Below are 18,316 nucleotides of genomic sequence, written 5' to 3'. Positions count from 1 at the left end.
TCTACGAAGCAGGCTTTATGCCCAGGGGGCGCCCCCATCTCACCAGCAACTTCCCGATGATCAGTCGGGGATCATCATACCCGGAGGAGAATGATCGGGATATAAGGGGCGCCATTTATGGCGACCTGGTAAAAACCCGCACTCATCTAAAATTATCCTGGTGCGCATAAATGCGTACCCTACAAAACCTTGTACCGTCCTGTGGTTTTGCCAATTACGGCGACCAAACACAATCCCAACCCTGTAGGGGCGCCATTTATGGCGACCTGGTAAAACCCCGCACTCATCTAAAAATAACCCATTCATCGCGCTCTGAATATCTGGAATGCAACTCCCAACGTTCCCCTCTTCTAATGGCTTTACGCAAATAAAAGGAGCACATTCTTTTTGCACAAGGAGGTCATAATGAAAAATCGCAAATATCCCCGCCTGAAGCATTATAATTATCGTTCGGCAGGCGCCTATTTTTTAACGCTGGTGTGTCATCAGCGTCGCTCCTTATTTGGCGATATACATCTTGGCATAATGATAGCCTCGCCTTTAGGGAATATCGTTATCTCCGCCTGGAACGAGGTTCCGCGCCGGACGCGTTTCGCCACGCTTGATACATTTGCGCTGATGCCCAATCACTTCCATGCCATCCTGTGGTTACAGGAACGTAATGAACGCTCCATCAATCAAATAATTAATTTGTTTAAAGGCGGCGTCACGCGCCAGGCAGGATATAAAATCTGGCAACGCAGCTTCTACGATCGCGTTATCCGCAATGAAAACGAATTACTGCATATACGGCAATATATTATGGATAATGCAAAACGGTGGGAATCAGATCGATTGTATATTCCAGGTGCGCATTAATGCGCACCCTACAGTGAAACAGTAAATATGTAGCCCGGCGTTATCCCGGGCATAAGCAGGACGGCGCGCTAACCCTTGCTGTGCAGCAACTGGCTGGCGGTGTCGCTAATCACCTGCGCCATGCCGCGGTCGCCCTTCGCCATTGACGACATAAAAGCTTTTGCCTGCTTAAGTGTGATATGCGGCGGCAGCGGGGCTACTTCCGGATCGGTTTTCACCTCCAGCACTACCGGTCGGGTGGCGCTGAGTGCCTGCTGCCACGCCGCCGCCAGGTCTTCGGGCCGGTCGACATAGATGCCCTGCAAACCGAGGCTGTCGGCAAAGCGCGCATACTGCACATCCGGCAACTGCTGCGAAGCTTCAAAGCGCGGATTGCCTTCCATTACCCGCTGTTCCCAGGTGACCTGATTAAGATCCTGATTATTGAACACGCAGACAATCAGGCGCGGATCGGCCCACTGCTGCCAGTATTTCTGAATAGTGATCAGCTCGGCCAGGTTGTTCATCTGCATCGCCCCGTCGCCCACCAGCGCCACCACTGGCTGAGTGGGAAAAGCAAATTTCGCGGCGATGGCAAACGGGACGGCGGCCCCCATGCAAGCCAGCCCACCCGACAGCGTGGCGCGCTGGCCCTGCTTCACCCGATAATCGCGCGCAAACCAGTTGGCGCAGGAGCCCGAGTCCGAGGTGACAATTGCATCTTCCGGCAGCTGCGGGGACATCTCCCACACCACGCGCTGCGGATTGACCGGGTTGGCGGGCGCCATGGCGCGCTGTTCCATCAACGTCCACCAGTCGCGCACCTGCACCGCGATCTCCTCCTGCCAGTGGCGATCCGCTTTATGCGTCAGTAACGGCAGCAGCGCGCGCAGGGTTTCTGCCGCGTCGCCGTGCAGGTTGACCTCGCACGGATATCGCAGCCCCAGCATCGCCGGATCGATATCGATTTGTACCGCGCGCACTTTACCTTCCGGCGGCAGAAATTCGGTCCACGGAAAACCGCTACCAATCATCAGTAAAGTGTCGCAATTCTGCATCAGCTCCCACGACGGTTTGGTGCCGAGCAGGCCGATCGAACCGGTGACAAAAGGTGCATCGTCCGGCAGCACGTCTTTGCCCAGCAGCGCTTTGGCCACGCCCGCGCCGAGCACATTGGCGATTTGCACCACTTCGACCGCAGCACCGCGCGCACCGGCACCGATCAGCACCGCGACTTTTTTGCCGGCGTTAAGCACTTCTGCGGCGCGGCGCAAATCCTCGTCGTAGGGCACAATCTTAGGCCGCTGATAGCCCGGCCCGGAATGGGTAAATCCGTGCGCATGCTGCGGCGGCTGCCAGTTCTCATCCTGCAGATCTTTCGGCAGGATGATCACCGCGACGCCGTTCTGCGCTTTGGCAATGCGCACGCCGCGATCGACCAGATGCTGGACCTGCGCCGGCGCTGCCGCTTCCTGCACGAAGTTCGCCACATCGGCGAAGATGCGGTCTAAATTCATCTCCTGCTGATAGCTGGCGCCGCGCGCGGTGGTTTCCGCCTGGCCGGCAATCGCCAGCACCGGCGCGTGATCCATTTTGGCATCATACAGGCCGGTCAGCAGATGGGTGGCACCGGGGCCGCCGGTCGACAGACAGACGCCGAGCTCACCGGTAAATTTGGCGTGACCGGCAGCCATAAAGGCCGCCATCTCTTCATGTCGCACCTGAATAAATTCGATGCCTGCACCGGCTTTATTGGCCCGCTGGATAGCGCCCAGCACGCCGTTGATGCCATCGCCCGGATAGCCATAAATGCGCGTGACGCCCCATGCCTGCAGGCGTTCAACAAAGAAATCGCTGGTTTTCTTGCTCATGACGGGCTCTCCCTTAGACGTTTGCAATAAACGTTAAGGGTAGCCGACGAAATGGAATGTGACAGATAACGCCTGTTCGGCGACGTTCGCCGCGTCTGGCTTAGAAATCACCGCCGTTACGCTTAGTTAACCCAGCGCAGGCGAGACCAGCGCAAAGGTCTGCGGCCCGTTCAGTGCCACCCGCCACGGTGTGCCGTGTACCATCGCATAAGGCGCATCGACCTGCGCCAGCCCAAGGTTGAGCAGCCACGCGCCGAGCCGGGCATCGGGCGTGTCCAGCCGGACAAACTGCTGCGTCAGATCCTGCATCAGCTGCGACACCAGCGCCTGCGCCGCCGCAACATCGTCAGCAATCACCGGGCCGATGGTCCAGCCGTGCCCAAAGCGGCGGCGACTGGCAAACCCCTGCAACCTGCCCTGTGCATCCTGCAGCACCACGCTTTGCGCCAGCAGCTGCTGGTGCAGACGCGTTCGCCGCAGCCCGTTCGCCTGATAATCCAGTGCGTCGATGGCGGCGGCATCCGCTTCAACGGCCGGCCGCAGCGTCAGGCCATCCGGTACGATTACCGCAGGCTGCTGCGCCAGCGCGCGCGTCTGGTGCTGCGCCACGCGCTCGCAGGCCTGGAAGCCGAGCTTCTCATACAGCACCTGCCCCATATCGGTGGCGTGCAGCCGCACGTTGCAGCCGGAGAATTTTTCCAGCATTGCCTGCATCACCTGGCGGCCAATACCGCGTCCGCGCGCCTGTTCGCTCACAATCACCAGACCGATAGTGGCGGCGTCCGGCCCCCAGCGCCAGCCAATCGCCCCGCCGAGATAGTCGCCCTGCGCCTCAACCACCACGCCTTCACCCAGGGCGATGAGCTGCTGCCAGTCTTCACGGCGGTGCGCCCAGCCCAGTTGCTGAGTCAGGCGATAACCCGCTTCGGCGTCCGCGAGGGTCATGGCGCGCAATATCGAATTCATTCTGTTCTCCCTGAGAGGCGTTCTGCCCGCCAGCTTGCCACGTCCGTTTGCGGAAGCAAATAAAAAAGGCCCGCACCGGGCCAGAGAGGAAACTCAGATTTGGAAATCGATGGCGGGTTCGTCGTCGGTTTCGTAAGAGAGCGCCTGCCGTTTGATCTCTTCCAGTGACAGGTTAGCGTTACACAGTTCAAGGAACTGCCAGACGTAGTTGCGCTGGAGCTGGCCGCGCTTCAGCCCGAGCCACACGGTGTTGGCATCAAACAGATGGTGAGCATCGATCTTCACCAGGTCTTCGCCATCGTAAATATCGCACGCCTGATCGGCGAGGATACCAACGCCCAGCCCGAGTTCGACATAGGTTTTCACCACGTCAGAATCCTGCGCGCTGAGCACGATATCCGGGCGGAGGCCAGCAGCCTGGAAAGCACGGTCCACGCGCGAGCGACCGGTAATCCCCTGACGATAGGTGATCAGCGGATGGCGGCTGAGGCTGGCGAGCGTGACCGGCTGATTCGCCAGCAGCTCGTGATCGTGCGGCACCAGCAGCGAGTGGTGCCAGCTGAACCACGGGAATGCCGCCAGGCTGGTGTTATTTACCAGTTGCTCCGAGGCGATGCCGACATCGGCCTCACCGGCCAGCAGCATGGCGACTATTTCCTGCGGTGAACCCTGATTGAGTTCCAGCCGCACGTTGGGATAGAGCTGGCGAAACGCTTTGATGACGCGCGGCAGGCTATAGCGCGCCTGGGTGTGCGTGGTGGCGATGGTCAGCACGCCGCTGGTTTCATTGGTAAACACATCCGCCAGCCGGCGCACTTTGCCGGCCTCATCAAGGATGCGTTCAGCAATGGTCAGCAGCGCTTTGCCCGGTTCGGTCATGCCTAACAGCCGCTTGCCACGACGAATGAAGATTTCCACGCCCAGTTCATCTTCCAGATCGCGAATATGCCGGCTCACCCCCGATTGCGAGGTAAACAACGTATTGGCGACTTCTGTCAGGTTGAATTCGCAACGGGCTGCTTCGCGTATAATTTTAAGTTGCTGGAAATTCACACCCTTTTCTCCTGTTTCCTGCCCCTGTTTCGTCCATGTTATGAAGTTGGTGAGATTGCAACAAATAATAAAAAACGGTGTGTTATGCGGAATAGTAATAAGCGTGTGGTTGGGGATGGGTGCGCTTTGCTGCCCTCACCCCGGCCCTCTCCCATAGGGAGAGGGAGCGGATCGCGCGAGATTGAGATGGCGTGCCGGGATAGATGGCCGCGCCAGACGGTTCCCTCTCCCGCGGGCGGGAGAGGGTTAGGGTGAGGGAAAAAACCGCTCTCTATCACCCCACTAACATCAGCTCGCGCTCCTCCACCATCGGCTTATTCAGCAGCGACAGCAGGATATTTTTGACCGCCTGCGCCGATGGCGACAGCGGCAGGCGCGCTGAGACGTTCAGCGACAGCGGCAGATTCAGCGACGGACTGTTAATGCGTGCCATCCACGCATGCGTTGAACTCACCAGGGCGCGTGCCGCCGATTCCGGCAGTACGGTGACGCCCATGCCGCTCGACACCGCCGCGGTTAAAGTTGAGATCGACTCAATTTCACCGATGATTTTCGCGCTCAGGCGACGCAGCGAGAACGCTTCGTCCACGCGTTTGCGCACGGCGCTGTAGTCACGCGGCAGGAACAGGTTCATCTGCGCCACGTCAGCCAGATCCACCGTAGCACCCGGACAGGCCGTCGCCCCTACCAGATACAGCTCCTCTTTCATCAGCGGAATGCTGTTGATACCGGCAGTCGGCGCGCGATCGTACAGCACGGCCATATCCAGCTGGCCATTCATCACTTTCTCATTGAGTGAAGTGCCGCTGTTCTCGTGCAGATAGACCAGCACATCAGGATATTGCTCGCGCACCGTTTGCAGCAGCGGCATGGTGAGCGAAGAGGCTGCCGTGCCCGGCGCGAGGCCAATCGATACCTGACCATTGAGCGCCTGGCCAGCGTTGATCACCGCTGTCTGCGCCTGTTCGCACTGGCGCAGGATGGTGCGTGCGTGAGCATAAAGAATTTTACCGGCTTCGGTTGGCGTTACGCCGCGCTTGGTGCGGATCAGCAACTGCTGGTCGAGTTCGTTCTCCAGCGTCGCCACCTGTTGGCTGAGTGCAGGTTGTGCGATATGCAGGACTTCTGCTGCCTGCGTCAGGCTGCCGATATCGACGATTTTTACAAAGTATTTCAGTCGTCTTAAGTTCATATTGCCTCCGTCACGGATCCCCGAATGCCCAAATAATGAGTTCTCAGCCTGCTGGCTTGTGACAAAGAAATTGCAATATGCAGGCCAGGTTTGATCTTTACCCGGCGGGCACTGACCAGAATTTTCCTAACGAACGGGAAAATAAGCGTTTCTGATTACCCCGAATGGGTTAATAAGTGCCACACATGACCCATAACGTTTATCCGCTGGCGATGACGCACCCTGATGGTGCAGCATTTGCGAGGCAGATGTGCAAAAAAGTGATGACTGCGCGTGCTGCTGTGGTGCAAAACGGGCAGAAAATGCACGGATTGCGGGGGCAGAAAGGAGAATAAAGAGAAATTGCGCGGTGGCTATCAGTGGGAAAACTTATTGTGTCTGACGATGCCGGCAGCGTGCAATTACCGCCTTAACCCTGCTCCTCTCCCGGAAGAGAGGAGCAGAACGGGTTAGCGTTTTTTGCGGTTGCGGTGCATATCAATTGAAACCGCCGCAACGATGATCATCCCTTTAATGATGTCCTGCACGTAGGCATCGACGCCAACAAAGGTAAAGCCACTTTTGATTAAACCGAGGATCACTGCGCCGATCAGCGTGCCGGTAATCCGCCCGACGCCGCCCATCAGGCTGCTGCCACCGATAACTGCGGCGGCGATGGCGTCGAGTTCATACGCCATGCCCATGCTCGACTGGCCGCTGCTGACGCGCGCCGCCAGTACCACCCCCGCCAGACCCGAGAGCGCTCCGGCGATGGTATACACGATGATCAGGTATTTATTAACGTTGATGCCCGACACTTTGGCGGAGGTCATGTTGCCGCCAATCGCATAGACATATTTGCCGTAGCGGGTGTGTTTGAGTGCGATGTGGAACAGGAAGGCGACCACCAGGAAGATAATCACCGGCATCGCGCCCTGACCGATGGAGGTGAAACCGTCCGACAGGAAGCTGATCGGGTTGCCCTGGGTATAATATTGTGCCAGACCGCGCGCCGACACCATCATACCGAGCGTGGCGATAAACGGCGGAATACCGGTTTTGGTGATGAGCACGCCGTTGACCACGCCGCACAGCAGGCCGACGCCGATGCCGGCGACGATTGGGATGGCGGCAGGCAGATTGACCAGCGACGGATACATCGGCGACAGGCTGTCAGACGTCTGCGCCAGGCTGGCGGCAACCACCGCCGTCAGGGCGATAACCGAACCGGACGACAGGTCGATACCGGTCGTAATAATCACCTGGGTGACGCCGACGGCGATGATACCGATGATCGCCACCTGCAGCACAATCAGTACTAAACGGTTGGTGTTGAGCAGAAATGACTGGTCACGCACGTACCAGCCGGCTATTTCAAAGATCAGCGCAATGCCTAACATCACGACAAAGATGCCGGTGTCTTTCGGCAGTTTATGGCGCAGATTGCCGAAGAAAGAACTCTGTTCGGTGGCCTGCGGGGCCGTTACTTTTACGTTACTCATAGGGGTCTCGTGCCTCACTCGGATGCCAACGACAAAATGGTTTCCTGGTCGGCCTCTTCTTTATCGAGGATGCCGGTTATACGTCCGCCGTGCATCACCATCACCCGGTCGCTCATGCCGAGAATCTCCGGCAGCTCAGAGGACACCATGATGATGGCCACGCCACGGTTAGCCAGTTCACTGATCAGGCGGTAGATTTCGGCTTTAGCGCCAACATCAATGCCGCGGGTTGGTTCATCGAGGATCAGAATCTTCGGTTGCGCCAGCAGCCAGCGCGCAATCAGCACCTTCTGCTGGTTACCGCCGCTGAGGTTATTGATGATCTGATCCATGGTCGGCGTTTTAATATTGAGTTTGCGGATCTGCTCCATGCAGTCCTGCGCCATCTTCATGTGGCTAACGAAACCGCTTTTGCCGATGTAATCGGGCATATTGACGATGCTCATGTTCTCCAGCACCGACAACACCAGAAACAGCCCGGACTTTTTGCGATCTTCGGTGAGGAACGCCATGCCCTTCTCAATCGCCGTTGACGGCGAATCGATTTTCACCGGCACACCATCAATCAGCACTTCACCGCTGTCGAAGCTTTCCATGCCGAACAGGCTCTCCATCACCTCGCTGCGTCCGGCACCCACCAGCCCAGCCACGCCGAGGATCTCGCCTTTGCGCACGCTGAAGCTGACATCGGTAAAGCGGTCTTTGCAGGTCAGGTTGCGCACCGTCAGCACTTCTTCGCCGATGGCACTGTTGAATTTAGGGAACAGCTGCGTCAGTTCGCGTCCCACCATCTGGGTGATCAGCGACTGACGGGTAAAGGCGGTGGTGCTGTTGCTGCCGACCCAGGTGCCGTCGCGGAAGATGCTGATCTCATCGGTGATGGCGAAAATTTCATCCATTTTATGGCTGATATAGATGATGGCTTTGCCCTGGGCACGCAGGTCGCGGATGATGGTGAACAGATGCGCCACTTCGGTTTCCGTCAGCGCCGAGGTCGGTTCATCCATAATCACGATGTCGGAGTTCCACGACACCGCTTTGGCAATTTCCACCATCTGCTGGGACGCAATGCTGAGCTCGCCGACCAGCCGATCGGCTTTCAGACGGATATTCAGCTTGTTAAGCAGTTCCTGCGTCTGCTGATTGAGCTTGCCGTGATCGACAAAGCCGTATTTCATCGGTTCACGACCGAGCCAGATATTCTCCGCCACGGTCATGTAAGGCACCAGATTCAGCTCCTGGTGAATCATGGAAATGCCGGAACGCAGCGCGTCCATGGTGTCCTGAAACTGCACTGGCTCCCCTTTAATGCGGATAGTGCCCTTATCGGGACGATACATCCCGATAAGGCATTTCATTAAAGTGGATTTGCCCGCGCCATTTTCACCCATCAGGGCATGTACCGACCCCGGCTTAATACGCAGTGAGACATTGTCGAGTGCCTTCACTCCGGGGAAGAACTTGCTGATGCCTTCGGCTTCAAGCGCAAAAGCGGTCATACATCACCTCCGTACGGCTTAAGGGGGAGCGATTATTTCTGGTTACGGTTTTCGAACTGCGCCATGTTGTCTTTGGTGATCAGCTGGTAAGGGATGTTGATGATTTTTTCCACTTTTTCGCCGTTCGCCAGTTTCACCGCAGTCTGTACGGCACCTTCGCCCTGACCTTTCGCATCCTGGAATACAGTGGCAACCATTTTGCCATTCTTCAGCATTTGCAGCGCATCAGGCGTACCGTCCACGCCGGCAATCAGGATGTGGTTCGGGTTTTTACCCAGCGCCTGCAGCGCACCAATCGCCATTTCATCGTTGTTTGAGGCAATGGCCTGGATATCGTCACCGGCGGTCATCCAGTTGCTCACCACGTCTACCGCATCGTTACGCGTAAACTTCGCGGTTTGCTTCTGTACCACCTTAATGCCCGGATATTTGGCGACCACCGCTTCGACGCCTTTAGTACGGTCACGGGTTGATTCGTTCGCCAGGTCGCCCATCAGGATCGCCACGTTGCCTTTGCCGTTCATCGCTTTGGCCAGTGCTTCCATCTGCAGACGGCCCGCCAGTTCAGAGTCGGAGCCGACGTACGCCATCTTGTCGGTCAGCTGACCCGCCGGTTTGCGGTTGACAAATACCAGTGGAATACCGGCTTTGGTCGCGGCATCCATGATCGGTTTCACCGCGTTAGTATCGACCGGGTTAACGACGATGGCGTCGACGCCCTGGCCGATGAAGTTTTGTACCTGCTGCAGCTGCTGAGAGACGTCGCCTTTGGCATCTTCCACCTGACCTTTCACGTTGTCTTTTTGCATCTCTTTTTGCATGGCTGTGCGCAGGATAGTGAGGAAGTTGTCATCAAACAGCGCCATAGAAACGCCCAGCTGGATATCTTTTGCCATCACAGCGGCAGGTAACATGCAAGCTAACAGGGAAGTCACTAACGCTTTTTTGAATTTCATAGGTAACCCTTCTTATTTGTTAACGTGCTCAGGTTGGCTGAGTCCGCGAATGAAAAATATCTTTTACATTCACTCAACGTCGCTGGCGTTTTTTTTCTGTTCGTAGAGGTAAGGCTTCTGGTCTGACGCTATCGGTACCGTGCTGCTCCTTTTTTCAACATCTTCCTTATCAATGTGTTACTTTCGAAAGAAGCGTTGAGCGGACAAAACTCGTTTCGGGCGTGATGATAAGCAGTTCATTTGTTTCATCCTTTCTTCTTTTGAAATTTTCATCATAAAAGCACTGAAATGATTGTTTTAAAATCGGCAAATAACAAAACTTTGACACGCATCTAACATCTCAAAGGAAATGCGTTTAAAGTGAGATCTTGCTGGCAGTTTGAAATCTGCCCATTCAAGGCAGAAAAGCAGCAATCCGCTGCTTTTACGCGCACTTAAACCAGAAGTGTGCGATCGGGCTTTGACAACGGGGATCGGCATCGCTAATATTCGCCTCGTTCCAACGATTCCTCTGTAGTTCAGTCGGTAGAACGGCGGACTGTTAATCCGTATGTCACTGGTTCGAGTCCAGTCAGAGGAGCCAGATTTAAAGAAGCCCGCTCAGGGAAACCTGAGCGGGCTTTTTGTTGTGGTGAGTTTGCTGGGCGATGGAAGATGATACGGGCCGCTAAATCAAACCCGCCGGACTGATGTCAGCCACCCTTTTATTTTATAACGTTTTGCCCAGGCAAATGGCCTCTTCCCGGCCGCGGTAGGGTCCGTAATTTTCTCTCTGCCGGTAACCCTGCCTGATATAAAAATCCACGGCGCGCTGATTAACATGCCGGGTTTCCAGACACAGTTCACGATATCCCAGGGTTTTTGCCGCGGCTTCCAGAGCGCAGAGCAAGGCGCAGCCGATGCCCGGCAAACTGCGGTCGGAGAACATCCTTTTCAGTTCAGCGATCCCGGCAGCCACCGGCCGTAACGCGCCGCAGCCGACGGCCGTGCCCTGCGCGTCTCTCGCGATCACCCACAACGCGCCTTCACCCTGAAAGGTGTCAACGCTGGCGCGGCTGTTTCCGCCATCGCCAGTGATAGCCGCAAGCTCTGCGGAGAGTTTTTCAATCAGCCACTGTGATTCCGCCGAGCGCGGGTCTGCGTGTTCAATCTTCACCATCGTGATACCTGTATTAAAGGAGGTTGCTGTGCCGCTACCAGACTGACCTTACATCTACAATAGGTGTTGTTCATCACCACCCGCTGCAACATCTGGCGGGCAAGTCCGGCGTTTACCCGATATGCTTCTCTTCCTTGCCTGCCAGCGCTTCTTCACTCTCTATCATTGCAAAGAATAACTCGAGCTGCCCGAGCATCATCGACGCGGCCACCGATAACTGGCGTTGTGGTGCCACGCACAGTGACAGAGTAAAGGGTTTTAATACCGTGTCGATCAGCGGAATGAATTTCAGTTCTCCCCGGCGATATTCATCAACAATATCCAGCCAGCACATCAGGCTGATGCCAACATCATCACGCACTAACGATCGCAGCATATGAATGTTATTGGTGCGCCCCACTTCCTTCAGGCGAATGCCAGAACTGTTAATTAGCGCTTCCAGCGGATCGGCCAGCATTAATGGCGCGGCGGGCACAATAAATGGCCAGGGTTCGCAATGACTGAAGCGAATAGATTCCAGCGCTGCCAGGGGATGATGTCGGCTAACCACAATCCCCAGACGCAGATCGGCAAAGGATTTCACCAGCAGTTCACGCGAGCTTTGTGGGTTGAGCATGATGCCAAAATCCGCATCACCGGCGGTCAGCGCATTCGCGATATGGATATTGCTCATGGTGGTGAGGGTAAACGAAATGCCCGGATAGTCTTCACGGATACGCTGCAGGATTGAGGAGAAAAAACCGCGGTTAATGGCATCAATGGTGGCGATATGTACATGACCATGTCGCAAGCCACGCAGATCCTCTAATTGGGTACAAACACGACCAAAATCACGTTGCCAGTTTTTGGCCGCATTAAACAGGATTTCGCCAGCGGCAGTCATACATAAACCTGATGGATGGCGTTCAAACAACGGCATATCCAGCTGTTCCTCCACGCGCAAAATCTGCCGGTCGATAGAGGAGGCAGAGACGTGCAACACCTCGGAAGCCTTACGTAGCGAACCCTGGCGTGCCACTTCGGTGAAATAAATCAGAAAACGTGAGAAGGCAAACATAGTGGGTGCTCTCTTTTTTGCAACGCATCATGCGAATTAAACAGATGGACGCTTACACAACGGCAAAATAATAATCGCATCCATGATAAAGACAAGGGTTTGCGCGGCGCTAACGCTGATGACAGCCCTGCAAAGACAGGCTGATTATGAAATCAACACACCTGGCTGTCACCGTCATCGCAAAGCAGTCCAACGGTGCTGGCAATCTGTTACTGACGCTGGAAAGTGCCAGCGACCAACCGCTGCCGCCTTTTACACCGGGCGCGCACATTGATGTCCACCTGCCGGCGGGAGGGGTGCGTCAATACTCACTGTGTTCGCCAGCCAGTGCCGCTGGCTATGAAATCTGCGTGCGTCTTGATCCCGCCTCGACAGGCGGTTCCCGCTGGCTGCATCAACAGCTGAATGTCGGCGATGCGTTAACCCTGTCGGCACCGCGTAACCACTTTCCGCTACCGGATGCACCGCGCACCTTATTATTTGCTGCCGGTATTGGCCTGACGCCACTGCTGGTCATGGCAGAAGCGCTGGCCGGGCGGCAGGCTGAATTCATGCTGCATATCTACCTCAAACATCATGATGAACTGGCGTTTGCGACACGTCTGGCGCAGCTCGGTGAGCGTGTCGTCATTCACTACAGTAGCGAAGGCGACAGCCTGCGCACCCGGACACCTGACGATCTGGAAACATCAGCCAACAGCGCGCTGGTTGCCTGCGGACCAGCTGGCTTCATGCACCACCTGCAGCAGCAAGCGCTGGAACGCGGCTGGCAGCCGGATCAATGGCACAGCGAACGTTTCAATCCTGCAGCCTCCCTGATTACCGCAGGCGACAGCTTCGACGTGGAGATTGCCTCTTCCGGCGCGCGTTATACCGTTGGACAGGCTCAAAGCATTGCCGGGGTGCTGGAAGCGGCGGGTATCGAGATTGAACTCTCCTGTGAGCAAGGCATGTGTGGTGCCTGCATTACGGGTGTTTTGTCGGGTGAACCCGATCACCGTGACGAGGTGTTAAGCCCAAAAGAGCGTGCCGCGAATGACTGCATCGTCCTGTGCTGCTCACGCGCACGCTCTCCGCTTCTGGTACTGGACTTATGAACATCTATCCAGGCGCAACCGGCGCACGTTTACCCCGCTGGCTCCTGCCAGATAGCTGGCCACAGCAGGACAATCAGCCGCAGCTGGCGACGTTACATTTTCACGCTGACGGGCTGCAGTTCGCGCCCTGTGAAGGAGCGTATGCTGATTATTTGCCCCTCAATGGCTCTCTGGTGCTTCCTGCCCTGATCGAACCGCATGCGCATCTGGACAAAACGTTCACCTTCGAGCGCAGCCCGGCACGCCAGCCCGGTTTGCTGGCTGCGATTACCGCGATGCACCAGGATCGCGTGCACTGGAGCCGTGCAGACCTGCATCAGCGCGCGCATCAGGCGTTGCAATGGGCGGTGGAGAGTGGCGTGGGTTTATTGCGCACCCACGTCGATTGGTTCAGCGCGCAGGCGCCGCTGGCGTGGCAGGTTATTGGTGAGTTACAGCATCCTTTATGTCGCATCGAACGCGTGGCCCTCGCCCCGCTGAGTTTTTTCGCCAGCGCGGATGATGCGCAGCACATTGCCGCTCAGGTGGCCATCAGCGGTCCGGGCGCACTTCTGGGTGGTTTCATTCACAGCAGCAACTGGGATGCGCAAGCCTTCTCACATCTTCTGCAAGCTGCCGAACAGTGGCAGCTCGATATCGACCTGCACATTGATGAAGAGTTGAATGCTGATGCCCAGGGCATGCGCTGGCTGGCGAACTACCTGCAACAACATCCGTTCAGTGGTCATATTACCTGCAGCCACAGCTGCGCGCTGTCGCAACAGGAAGATGCGCTGCAGATTCTTGATCGGCTGGCCCTGCACCAGGTGACGCTGATCGCTCTGCCCCTGACCAACCTGCTGTTACAGGACGCCGTGCCCCATCGCACACCGCGTCAGCGTGGATTAACGCTGGTGAAAGAAGCGCAGGCGCGTGGAATTTCACTGCTGCTGGGCGCTGATAACGTGCAGGACGCCTTCTGCCCCCTAGGCAGTTACGACCCCCTCGATACCCTGTTCAGTGGGGTATTGAGCCTGCAGTTGGGAGCTGCCTTTGATGAAGCCTCTCAGCTCATCTGCCAGCCCGATGCTTTCCGTCACAACGATATGGTGATTTTTCCGCATGCCGATACAGCAAGCTGGCCGCTACGCCAGCGCCAGCGCTATCGGCTTAAACAAGGCGTGCGTTATGGAGAAGAAACTGATGACGCTAGATGAAGGGGCGGGTAAGCCGCTGGCGAAATATGCGGCATGGCGACGCGTCGGCGACTTTATTTTTCTCTCCGGCATTATTCCGGTGAATCCGCAAACCGCGACGATCGTGCGCGGTTACAGCGATATCCCCGAAGCAGCGCAACGGCTGCTGGGACGCAGTGGTGAATTTTCTACCGATTTCAAAGAAGGTCCAATCCTGGCACAAAGCTGGTATGTGCTGGAGAGCATCCGCACCACCCTTGAAAGCGCCGGGGGGCAGATGAGTGATGTTTTCAAACTGGTGCAGTACTTTCGCAATCTGGACCATTTCCCGCACTACAGCCGGGTGCGCAAGCAGTTCTTCCCGGATGAACCGCCGGTGTCAACGGTGGTGCAGGTCAGTGAAATGCTGCCGAGTCCGGACGTACTAATTGAAGTTGAAGCCACGGCGTGGTTGCCACAATAACGCGAGGAAACAGTATGTTGCATGGTTATATCCCGGCAAACCGTTTTTTGCCGTACCTGAGCTGGACCGACATCGCCACACTGGATAATAAAGCCAACACGGTGATTGTGTTACCGACCGGCGCCATCGAACAGCACGGTCCCCATCTGCCGTGTGCCGTCGACAGCGTCATTTCATCGGGCGTGGTCGGGCATGCCCTGGCACGTTTACCCGCGGATATCCCGGCTTATGCCATTCCGCCGATCACCTATGGCAAATCCGATGAGCACCTGCACTTTCCCGGCACGCTGACGCTGACCGGGGAAACCTTGTTACATACCATTCTGGAGATTGGTGAATCCCTTTATCGCGCCGGTTTCCGCAAGTTTTTAATGGTGAATGGCCATGGCGGGCAGCCACAGCCGCTGCAGATGGCCGCACGCGAACTCCGTCTGCGACACGGTGACATGATCATCATCATGCAAGACACCTTCAAAGTGCCCAACTGTGCCGAAAGTTTTATGGACGACAAAGAGCGTCAAATGGCGATGCATGCCGGTCATGCGGAAACCGCACTGATGCTGGCACTCGCCCCCGACACCGTGCAGATGAGCAAAGCCGTGGCGAATTATCCGCCTGCCTTCCCCTGCCCGACACTCTCGACCAGTAAACCCATGGCGGCATGGGCTTCTTATGATTTCGGCCCCAGCGGCGTGATTGGCGATCCACTGCCGTCGACGCCCGAACAAGGCGCGGCGATTCTGGATTCGCTGGCGGAAAGTTGGGCACAGGTGATCACCGAAATGCATCAAATGAGCTGGGTAACCCGCGCTGAACCGGCATGGGGCACAGGCCACTGGCAGGGCAAAGTATTAGACCACAACGACGCTGCATCACTCTTAACATCGCGCTAACCGGGGGATCACGATGAATAAAAAATTAAGCATGATTGCCGCACTGTCGCTGGCGCTGTCGGCCCAGAGCATGGCGGCGGAGAAATTCACCTTTATGACCAACTGGTATGCGCAAGCAGAGCATGGCGGTTTTTATCAGGCACTGGCGCAGAACCTGTATAAAGATGCCGGGCTGGACGTCACCATTAAAATGGGTGGTCCCCAGGTTCACACCATGCAGCTGATGGCGGCGGGTCAGGCAGACTGCATCATCAGCGATAACATGCAGGCGCTTGAATCCTGGCAGCAGGGTGTTGAAGCCGTGCCCGTTGCCACTACGTTCCAGCACTCGGCAATTGCTTTTCTTACCCATCCTGATGTGAAAGATAAAGCGGATCTGCAGGGTAAAACCTTCCTGCTGGCGGCGGAAGCTTATACCTCCTACTGGCCGTGGGCGCAGAGTGCGCTCAGCCTGAAGAATGCGCGCGTGCGCCCGTACACGTTCAGCATCCAGCCATTCCTCGCAGACAAAACGCTGGTGCAGCAGGGTTATATCACCTCGGAACCTTTTGCTGTGCAGAAAGCCCATGCGCAAGCCAATGTCTACCCGATCAGCGAATGGGGTTACCCGCCCTACGGCAACAGCATTGTGTGCATGAAATCAACCATTGAAAAACGTCCGCAGGCGGTAGCCGCATTCGTTAAAGCCTCAATGCAGGGCTGGAAAAACTATCTGCAGGATCCGAGCGCTGGCAACGTCCTCATCAGGAAAGAGAATCCACAGATGAGCGAGGAGCAGATCGCCTTCGGTATTGCCCAGATGAAGAAATACCAGATGGTGACGGGCGGCGACGCGCAAACGGCGGGTATCGGTATTATTACCGAGCCACGGCTAAAACAGACATGGCAGCTGCTGGTGGATAACAAGCTAATCGATCCGGCCAAAGTGCCGTTTGCGGGTAGCTACACGCTACAGTTCATCAAAGACGTTAAGGTCATGCCATGAACACCGCCAGCAACATAACGCCGATCAATCCGGACAGCCAGCCACGGCCTGCAGCGCCGCCGGCGATTGAGGTGCTCTCCGCGGAGAAAATCTATCCCAACGGGACGCGGGCACTGCTGCCGGTGGAACTGACCGTGCGCCAGGGCGAGTTTGTTTCACTGCTCGGCCCTTCCGGCTGTGGCAAAAGTACCTTACTGAAAATGATTGCCGGCTTAATTGAACCCAGTGATGGCAAACTGATGCTATTTCGTCGCGATCGTCGGGAGAATCAACGCGATCTGCCGCTTTCCTTTGTGTTTCAGGAAGCCACCCTGATGCCGTGGAGCAGCGTGCATAATAATGTACGCCTGCCGTTGGATCTGGCGGGGGTACCACGCGGTGAAGCCGACACCCGGGTGCGGGAGATTCTGGCACTGGTTGGCCTGGGTCAGTTTGGTCATGTACTGCCACGCGAGCTTTCCGGTGGCATGCAGATGCGGGTGTCAATTGCCCGTGGTTTAGTGACGCGTCCCCGGGTGCTGTTAATGGATGAGCCCTTTGGCGCGCTGGACGAAATCACCCGCAACAAACTGGACAGCGACCTGCTCGATTTGTGGCAGGAGCAAAAGCTTACAGTAGTTTTTGTGACCCACTCGATTCAGGAAGCCGTATTCCTGTCGCAGCGTGTGATTATGATGGCCGCGCGACCGGGTCGCGTTGTTGATGATATTCGCATTGAAACCAGCCTGCCGCGTGATGATGCGTTTCGTGTCAGTCAGCCGTTTACCCATTATGCGCAGCTGTTGCAGCGCGGCCTGCTCGCAGCCAGTCAGGAGAGCAAAGCATGAAACCGCTTGCAGCAAACCGTAAATTTCAACAATGGCTGTTTCCGGCGGTGGTCGCCATTGCCATGCTGTTACTGTGGCAGTTTCTGGTCACCGCGTTTAAGGTGCCCGCCTTTCTGGTCCCTTCTCCACTCGTCGTGGCGCAAAGCCTGGCGCAAAACTTTCCGGCGTTGTTTATGTCCTTACTTTACACGCTGAAAATCACGGTGATCTCGTTTGTGCTGGCGACGGTTATTGGCTCCATCATTGCGTTTTTACTGGTGCAGAATCGGTTTATCGAGACGGCGTTATTTCCTTATATTGTCTTTCTGCAGGTAACGCCGATTGTCGCCATTGCGCCGCTGATCATTATTTGGGTGAAAGACACCACGTTGTCCCTGGTGGTGTGCGCCACTCTGATGGCAGTGTTCCCGATCATTTCAAACACCACACAAGGTTTACGTAGCGTGTCTCCGGGGCTACTGAGCTATTTCAGGCTCAACCATGCATCGCGCCTGCAAATTTTAATACGCCTGCGCATTCCATCGGCGTTGCCCTATTTCTTTGGTGCGTTGCGCATCTCCAGTGGCTTGTCGCTGATTGGCGCAGTGGTCGCGGAATTTGTTGCAGGCACCGGCGGCACGGATACCGGGCTGGCCTATCAGATCCTGCAGGCTGGCTATCAACTCAATATTCCGTTGATGTTTGCCGCATTGTTACTGATTTCCCTGGCCGGCTTCCTGCTCTTTGCACTGATGTCATGGCTCACGCGCCGCGTACTGGCAGCATGGCATGAGAGCGAATTGAGCCCGAGTTAATGCAACACGGG

Annotated in this window: 18 protein-coding genes and 1 tRNA gene; 10 read left to right on the top strand and 9 right to left on the bottom strand. The window is 56.3% G+C overall.

From position 1 onward, the window contains the following. Positions 1-405 precede the first annotated feature (405 nt). Positions 406-858 carry a transposase gene (locus C1Y43_RS22275; RefSeq protein ID WP_058757345.1) on the top strand — a complete coding sequence of 151 codons (453 nt, stop codon included), beginning with the start codon at positions 406-408 and terminating at the stop codon, positions 856-858. A 68-nt stretch (positions 859-926) separates the two neighbouring features. On the opposite strand, the gene C1Y43_RS22270 is transcribed toward C1Y43_RS22275, so the two are convergent. The 4 genes from C1Y43_RS22270 to nac form a co-directional block, all read right to left on the bottom strand. Then, positions 927-2,708 (bottom strand): thiamine pyrophosphate-requiring protein, encoded by a 1,782-nt coding sequence (locus C1Y43_RS22270; protein WP_058757344.1) that lies wholly within the window; start codon positions 2,706-2,708, stop codon positions 927-929. Between the two features lie 126 nt (positions 2,709-2,834). After that, positions 2,835-3,674 (bottom strand): GNAT family N-acetyltransferase, encoded by an 840-nt coding sequence (locus C1Y43_RS22265; protein WP_104189742.1) that lies wholly within the window; start codon positions 3,672-3,674, stop codon positions 2,835-2,837. 93 nt (positions 3,675-3,767) lie between these two features. Then, entirely contained in the window at positions 3,768-4,727 is a 960-nt protein-coding gene (gene cbl / locus C1Y43_RS22260; RefSeq protein ID WP_021509789.1) for an HTH-type transcriptional regulator Cbl, read from the bottom strand. Positions 4,728-5,001: 274 nt separating this feature from the next. Next, positions 5,002-5,919: a nitrogen assimilation transcriptional regulator NAC gene (nac, locus tag C1Y43_RS22255; RefSeq protein ID WP_058757341.1), complete on the bottom strand. Its 918-nt coding sequence runs from the start codon at positions 5,917-5,919 to the stop codon at positions 5,002-5,004. Between the two features lie 185 nt (positions 5,920-6,104). Here nac and C1Y43_RS23855 point away from each other — a divergent pair, with 185 nt between their 5' ends. Further along, positions 6,105-6,254: a hypothetical protein gene (locus tag C1Y43_RS23855; protein ID WP_155519939.1), complete on the top strand. Its 150-nt coding sequence runs from the start codon at positions 6,105-6,107 to the stop codon at positions 6,252-6,254. A 114-nt stretch (positions 6,255-6,368) separates the two neighbouring features. On the opposite strand, the gene C1Y43_RS22250 is transcribed toward C1Y43_RS23855, so the two are convergent. Genes C1Y43_RS22250 through C1Y43_RS22240 form a run of 3 tightly spaced genes read right to left on the bottom strand, consistent with a single transcriptional unit; the run spans position 6,369 to position 9,855 of the window. After that, positions 6,369-7,400, bottom strand: coding sequence for an ABC transporter permease (locus tag C1Y43_RS22250; protein WP_058777949.1), 1,032 nt, complete (start codon positions 7,398-7,400; stop codon positions 6,369-6,371). A gap of 14 nt (positions 7,401-7,414) precedes the next feature. Next, entirely contained in the window at positions 7,415-8,899 is a 1,485-nt protein-coding gene (locus tag C1Y43_RS22245; protein WP_021509786.1) for a sugar ABC transporter ATP-binding protein, read from the bottom strand. A 32-nt stretch (positions 8,900-8,931) separates the two neighbouring features. Continuing rightward, positions 8,932-9,855, bottom strand: a complete 924-nt coding sequence (locus C1Y43_RS22240; RefSeq protein WP_058782055.1) for a sugar ABC transporter substrate-binding protein — start codon at positions 9,853-9,855, stop codon at positions 8,932-8,934. A 507-nt stretch (positions 9,856-10,362) separates the two neighbouring features. Between C1Y43_RS22240 and C1Y43_RS22235 the strand changes: the two genes are divergently transcribed. Further along, positions 10,363-10,438: transfer RNA gene (locus C1Y43_RS22235), tRNA-Asn, on the top strand. A 126-nt stretch (positions 10,439-10,564) separates the two neighbouring features. Here C1Y43_RS22235 and C1Y43_RS22230 read toward each other — a convergent pair. Both C1Y43_RS22230 and C1Y43_RS22225 read right to left on the bottom strand, forming a co-directional pair. After that, on the bottom strand, positions 10,565-11,014 hold the full coding sequence (locus tag C1Y43_RS22230) for a GNAT family N-acetyltransferase (protein WP_104189740.1): 450 nt from the start codon (positions 11,012-11,014) through the stop codon (positions 10,565-10,567). Positions 11,015-11,126: 112 nt separating this feature from the next. Continuing rightward, complete coding sequence (locus C1Y43_RS22225; RefSeq protein ID WP_088518062.1) at positions 11,127-12,071, bottom strand: LysR family transcriptional regulator; 945 nt, start codon at positions 12,069-12,071, stop codon at positions 11,127-11,129. A gap of 146 nt (positions 12,072-12,217) precedes the next feature. Here C1Y43_RS22225 and C1Y43_RS22220 point away from each other — a divergent pair, with 146 nt between their 5' ends. From C1Y43_RS22220 to C1Y43_RS22190, 7 genes are read left to right on the top strand one after another with little or no spacing between them, the layout of a single operon-like run. Beyond that, entirely contained in the window at positions 12,218-13,168 is a 951-nt protein-coding gene (locus tag C1Y43_RS22220) for a PDR/VanB family oxidoreductase (RefSeq protein WP_168715153.1), read from the top strand. Beyond that, positions 13,165-14,364 (top strand): amidohydrolase family protein, encoded by a 1,200-nt coding sequence (locus tag C1Y43_RS22215; protein WP_104189736.1) that lies wholly within the window; start codon positions 13,165-13,167, stop codon positions 14,362-14,364. The genes C1Y43_RS22220 and C1Y43_RS22215 overlap by 4 nt, the downstream gene beginning before the upstream one ends. After that, complete coding sequence (locus C1Y43_RS22210) at positions 14,351-14,806, top strand: RidA family protein (protein ID WP_088518078.1); 456 nt, start codon at positions 14,351-14,353, stop codon at positions 14,804-14,806. The genes C1Y43_RS22215 and C1Y43_RS22210 overlap by 14 nt, the downstream gene beginning before the upstream one ends. Positions 14,807-14,820: 14 nt before the next feature. Then, entirely contained in the window at positions 14,821-15,699 is an 879-nt protein-coding gene (locus C1Y43_RS22205) for a creatininase family protein (RefSeq protein WP_104189734.1), read from the top strand. 13 nt (positions 15,700-15,712) lie between these two features. Then, positions 15,713-16,684: an ABC transporter substrate-binding protein gene (locus tag C1Y43_RS22200; protein WP_088518058.1), complete on the top strand. Its 972-nt coding sequence runs from the start codon at positions 15,713-15,715 to the stop codon at positions 16,682-16,684. After that, a complete protein-coding gene (locus C1Y43_RS22195) occupies positions 16,681-17,511 on the top strand; it encodes an ABC transporter ATP-binding protein (protein ID WP_104189732.1) in 831 nt (276 codons plus the stop codon). Before C1Y43_RS22200 ends, C1Y43_RS22195 begins: the two co-directional genes overlap by 4 nt. Then, entirely contained in the window at positions 17,508-18,305 is a 798-nt protein-coding gene (locus C1Y43_RS22190; RefSeq protein ID WP_104189730.1) for an ABC transporter permease, read from the top strand. Before C1Y43_RS22195 ends, C1Y43_RS22190 begins: the two co-directional genes overlap by 4 nt. Positions 18,306-18,316 lie beyond the last annotated feature (11 nt).

The organism is Pantoea sp. ICBG 828, assembly GCF_002928355.1.
Lineage (GTDB): Bacteria > Pseudomonadota > Gammaproteobacteria > Enterobacterales > Enterobacteriaceae > Pantoea > Pantoea dispersa.
This window is presented reverse-complemented; position numbering and strand designations above follow the sequence as displayed.

Excerpts from the sequence above, each read along its gene's own strand:
- C1Y43_RS22190 (WP_104189730.1), top strand. The coding sequence starts at position 17,508 with ATGAAACCGCTTGCAGCAAACCGTAAATTTCAACAATGGCTGTTTCCG.
- C1Y43_RS22220 (WP_168715153.1), top strand. The coding sequence starts at position 12,218 with ATGAAATCAACACACCTGGCTGTCACCGTCATCGCAAAGCAGTCCAAC.
- C1Y43_RS22245 (WP_021509786.1), bottom strand. The coding sequence starts at position 8,899 with ATGACCGCTTTTGCGCTTGAAGCCGAAGGCATCAGCAAGTTCTTCCCC.
- C1Y43_RS22195 (WP_104189732.1), top strand. The coding sequence starts at position 16,681 with ATGAACACCGCCAGCAACATAACGCCGATCAATCCGGACAGCCAGCCA.
- C1Y43_RS22210 (WP_088518078.1), top strand. The coding sequence starts at position 14,351 with ATGACGCTAGATGAAGGGGCGGGTAAGCCGCTGGCGAAATATGCGGCA.
- C1Y43_RS22275 (WP_058757345.1), top strand. The coding sequence starts at position 406 with ATGAAAAATCGCAAATATCCCCGCCTGAAGCATTATAATTATCGTTCG.
- nac (WP_058757341.1), bottom strand. The coding sequence starts at position 5,919 with ATGAACTTAAGACGACTGAAATACTTTGTAAAAATCGTCGATATCGGC.
- C1Y43_RS22215 (WP_104189736.1), top strand. The coding sequence starts at position 13,165 with ATGAACATCTATCCAGGCGCAACCGGCGCACGTTTACCCCGCTGGCTC.
- C1Y43_RS22225 (WP_088518062.1), bottom strand. The coding sequence starts at position 12,071 with ATGTTTGCCTTCTCACGTTTTCTGATTTATTTCACCGAAGTGGCACGC.
- C1Y43_RS22200 (WP_088518058.1), top strand. The coding sequence starts at position 15,713 with ATGAATAAAAAATTAAGCATGATTGCCGCACTGTCGCTGGCGCTGTCG.
- C1Y43_RS22265 (WP_104189742.1), bottom strand. The coding sequence starts at position 3,674 with ATGAATTCGATATTGCGCGCCATGACCCTCGCGGACGCCGAAGCGGGT.
- C1Y43_RS22230 (WP_104189740.1), bottom strand. The coding sequence starts at position 11,014 with ATGGTGAAGATTGAACACGCAGACCCGCGCTCGGCGGAATCACAGTGG.
- C1Y43_RS22240 (WP_058782055.1), bottom strand. The coding sequence starts at position 9,855 with ATGAAATTCAAAAAAGCGTTAGTGACTTCCCTGTTAGCTTGCATGTTA.
- C1Y43_RS22270 (WP_058757344.1), bottom strand. The coding sequence starts at position 2,708 with ATGAGCAAGAAAACCAGCGATTTCTTTGTTGAACGCCTGCAGGCATGG.
- C1Y43_RS22250 (WP_058777949.1), bottom strand. The coding sequence starts at position 7,400 with ATGAGTAACGTAAAAGTAACGGCCCCGCAGGCCACCGAACAGAGTTCT.
- C1Y43_RS23855 (WP_155519939.1), top strand. The coding sequence starts at position 6,105 with ATGACCCATAACGTTTATCCGCTGGCGATGACGCACCCTGATGGTGCA.
- C1Y43_RS22205 (WP_104189734.1), top strand. The coding sequence starts at position 14,821 with ATGTTGCATGGTTATATCCCGGCAAACCGTTTTTTGCCGTACCTGAGC.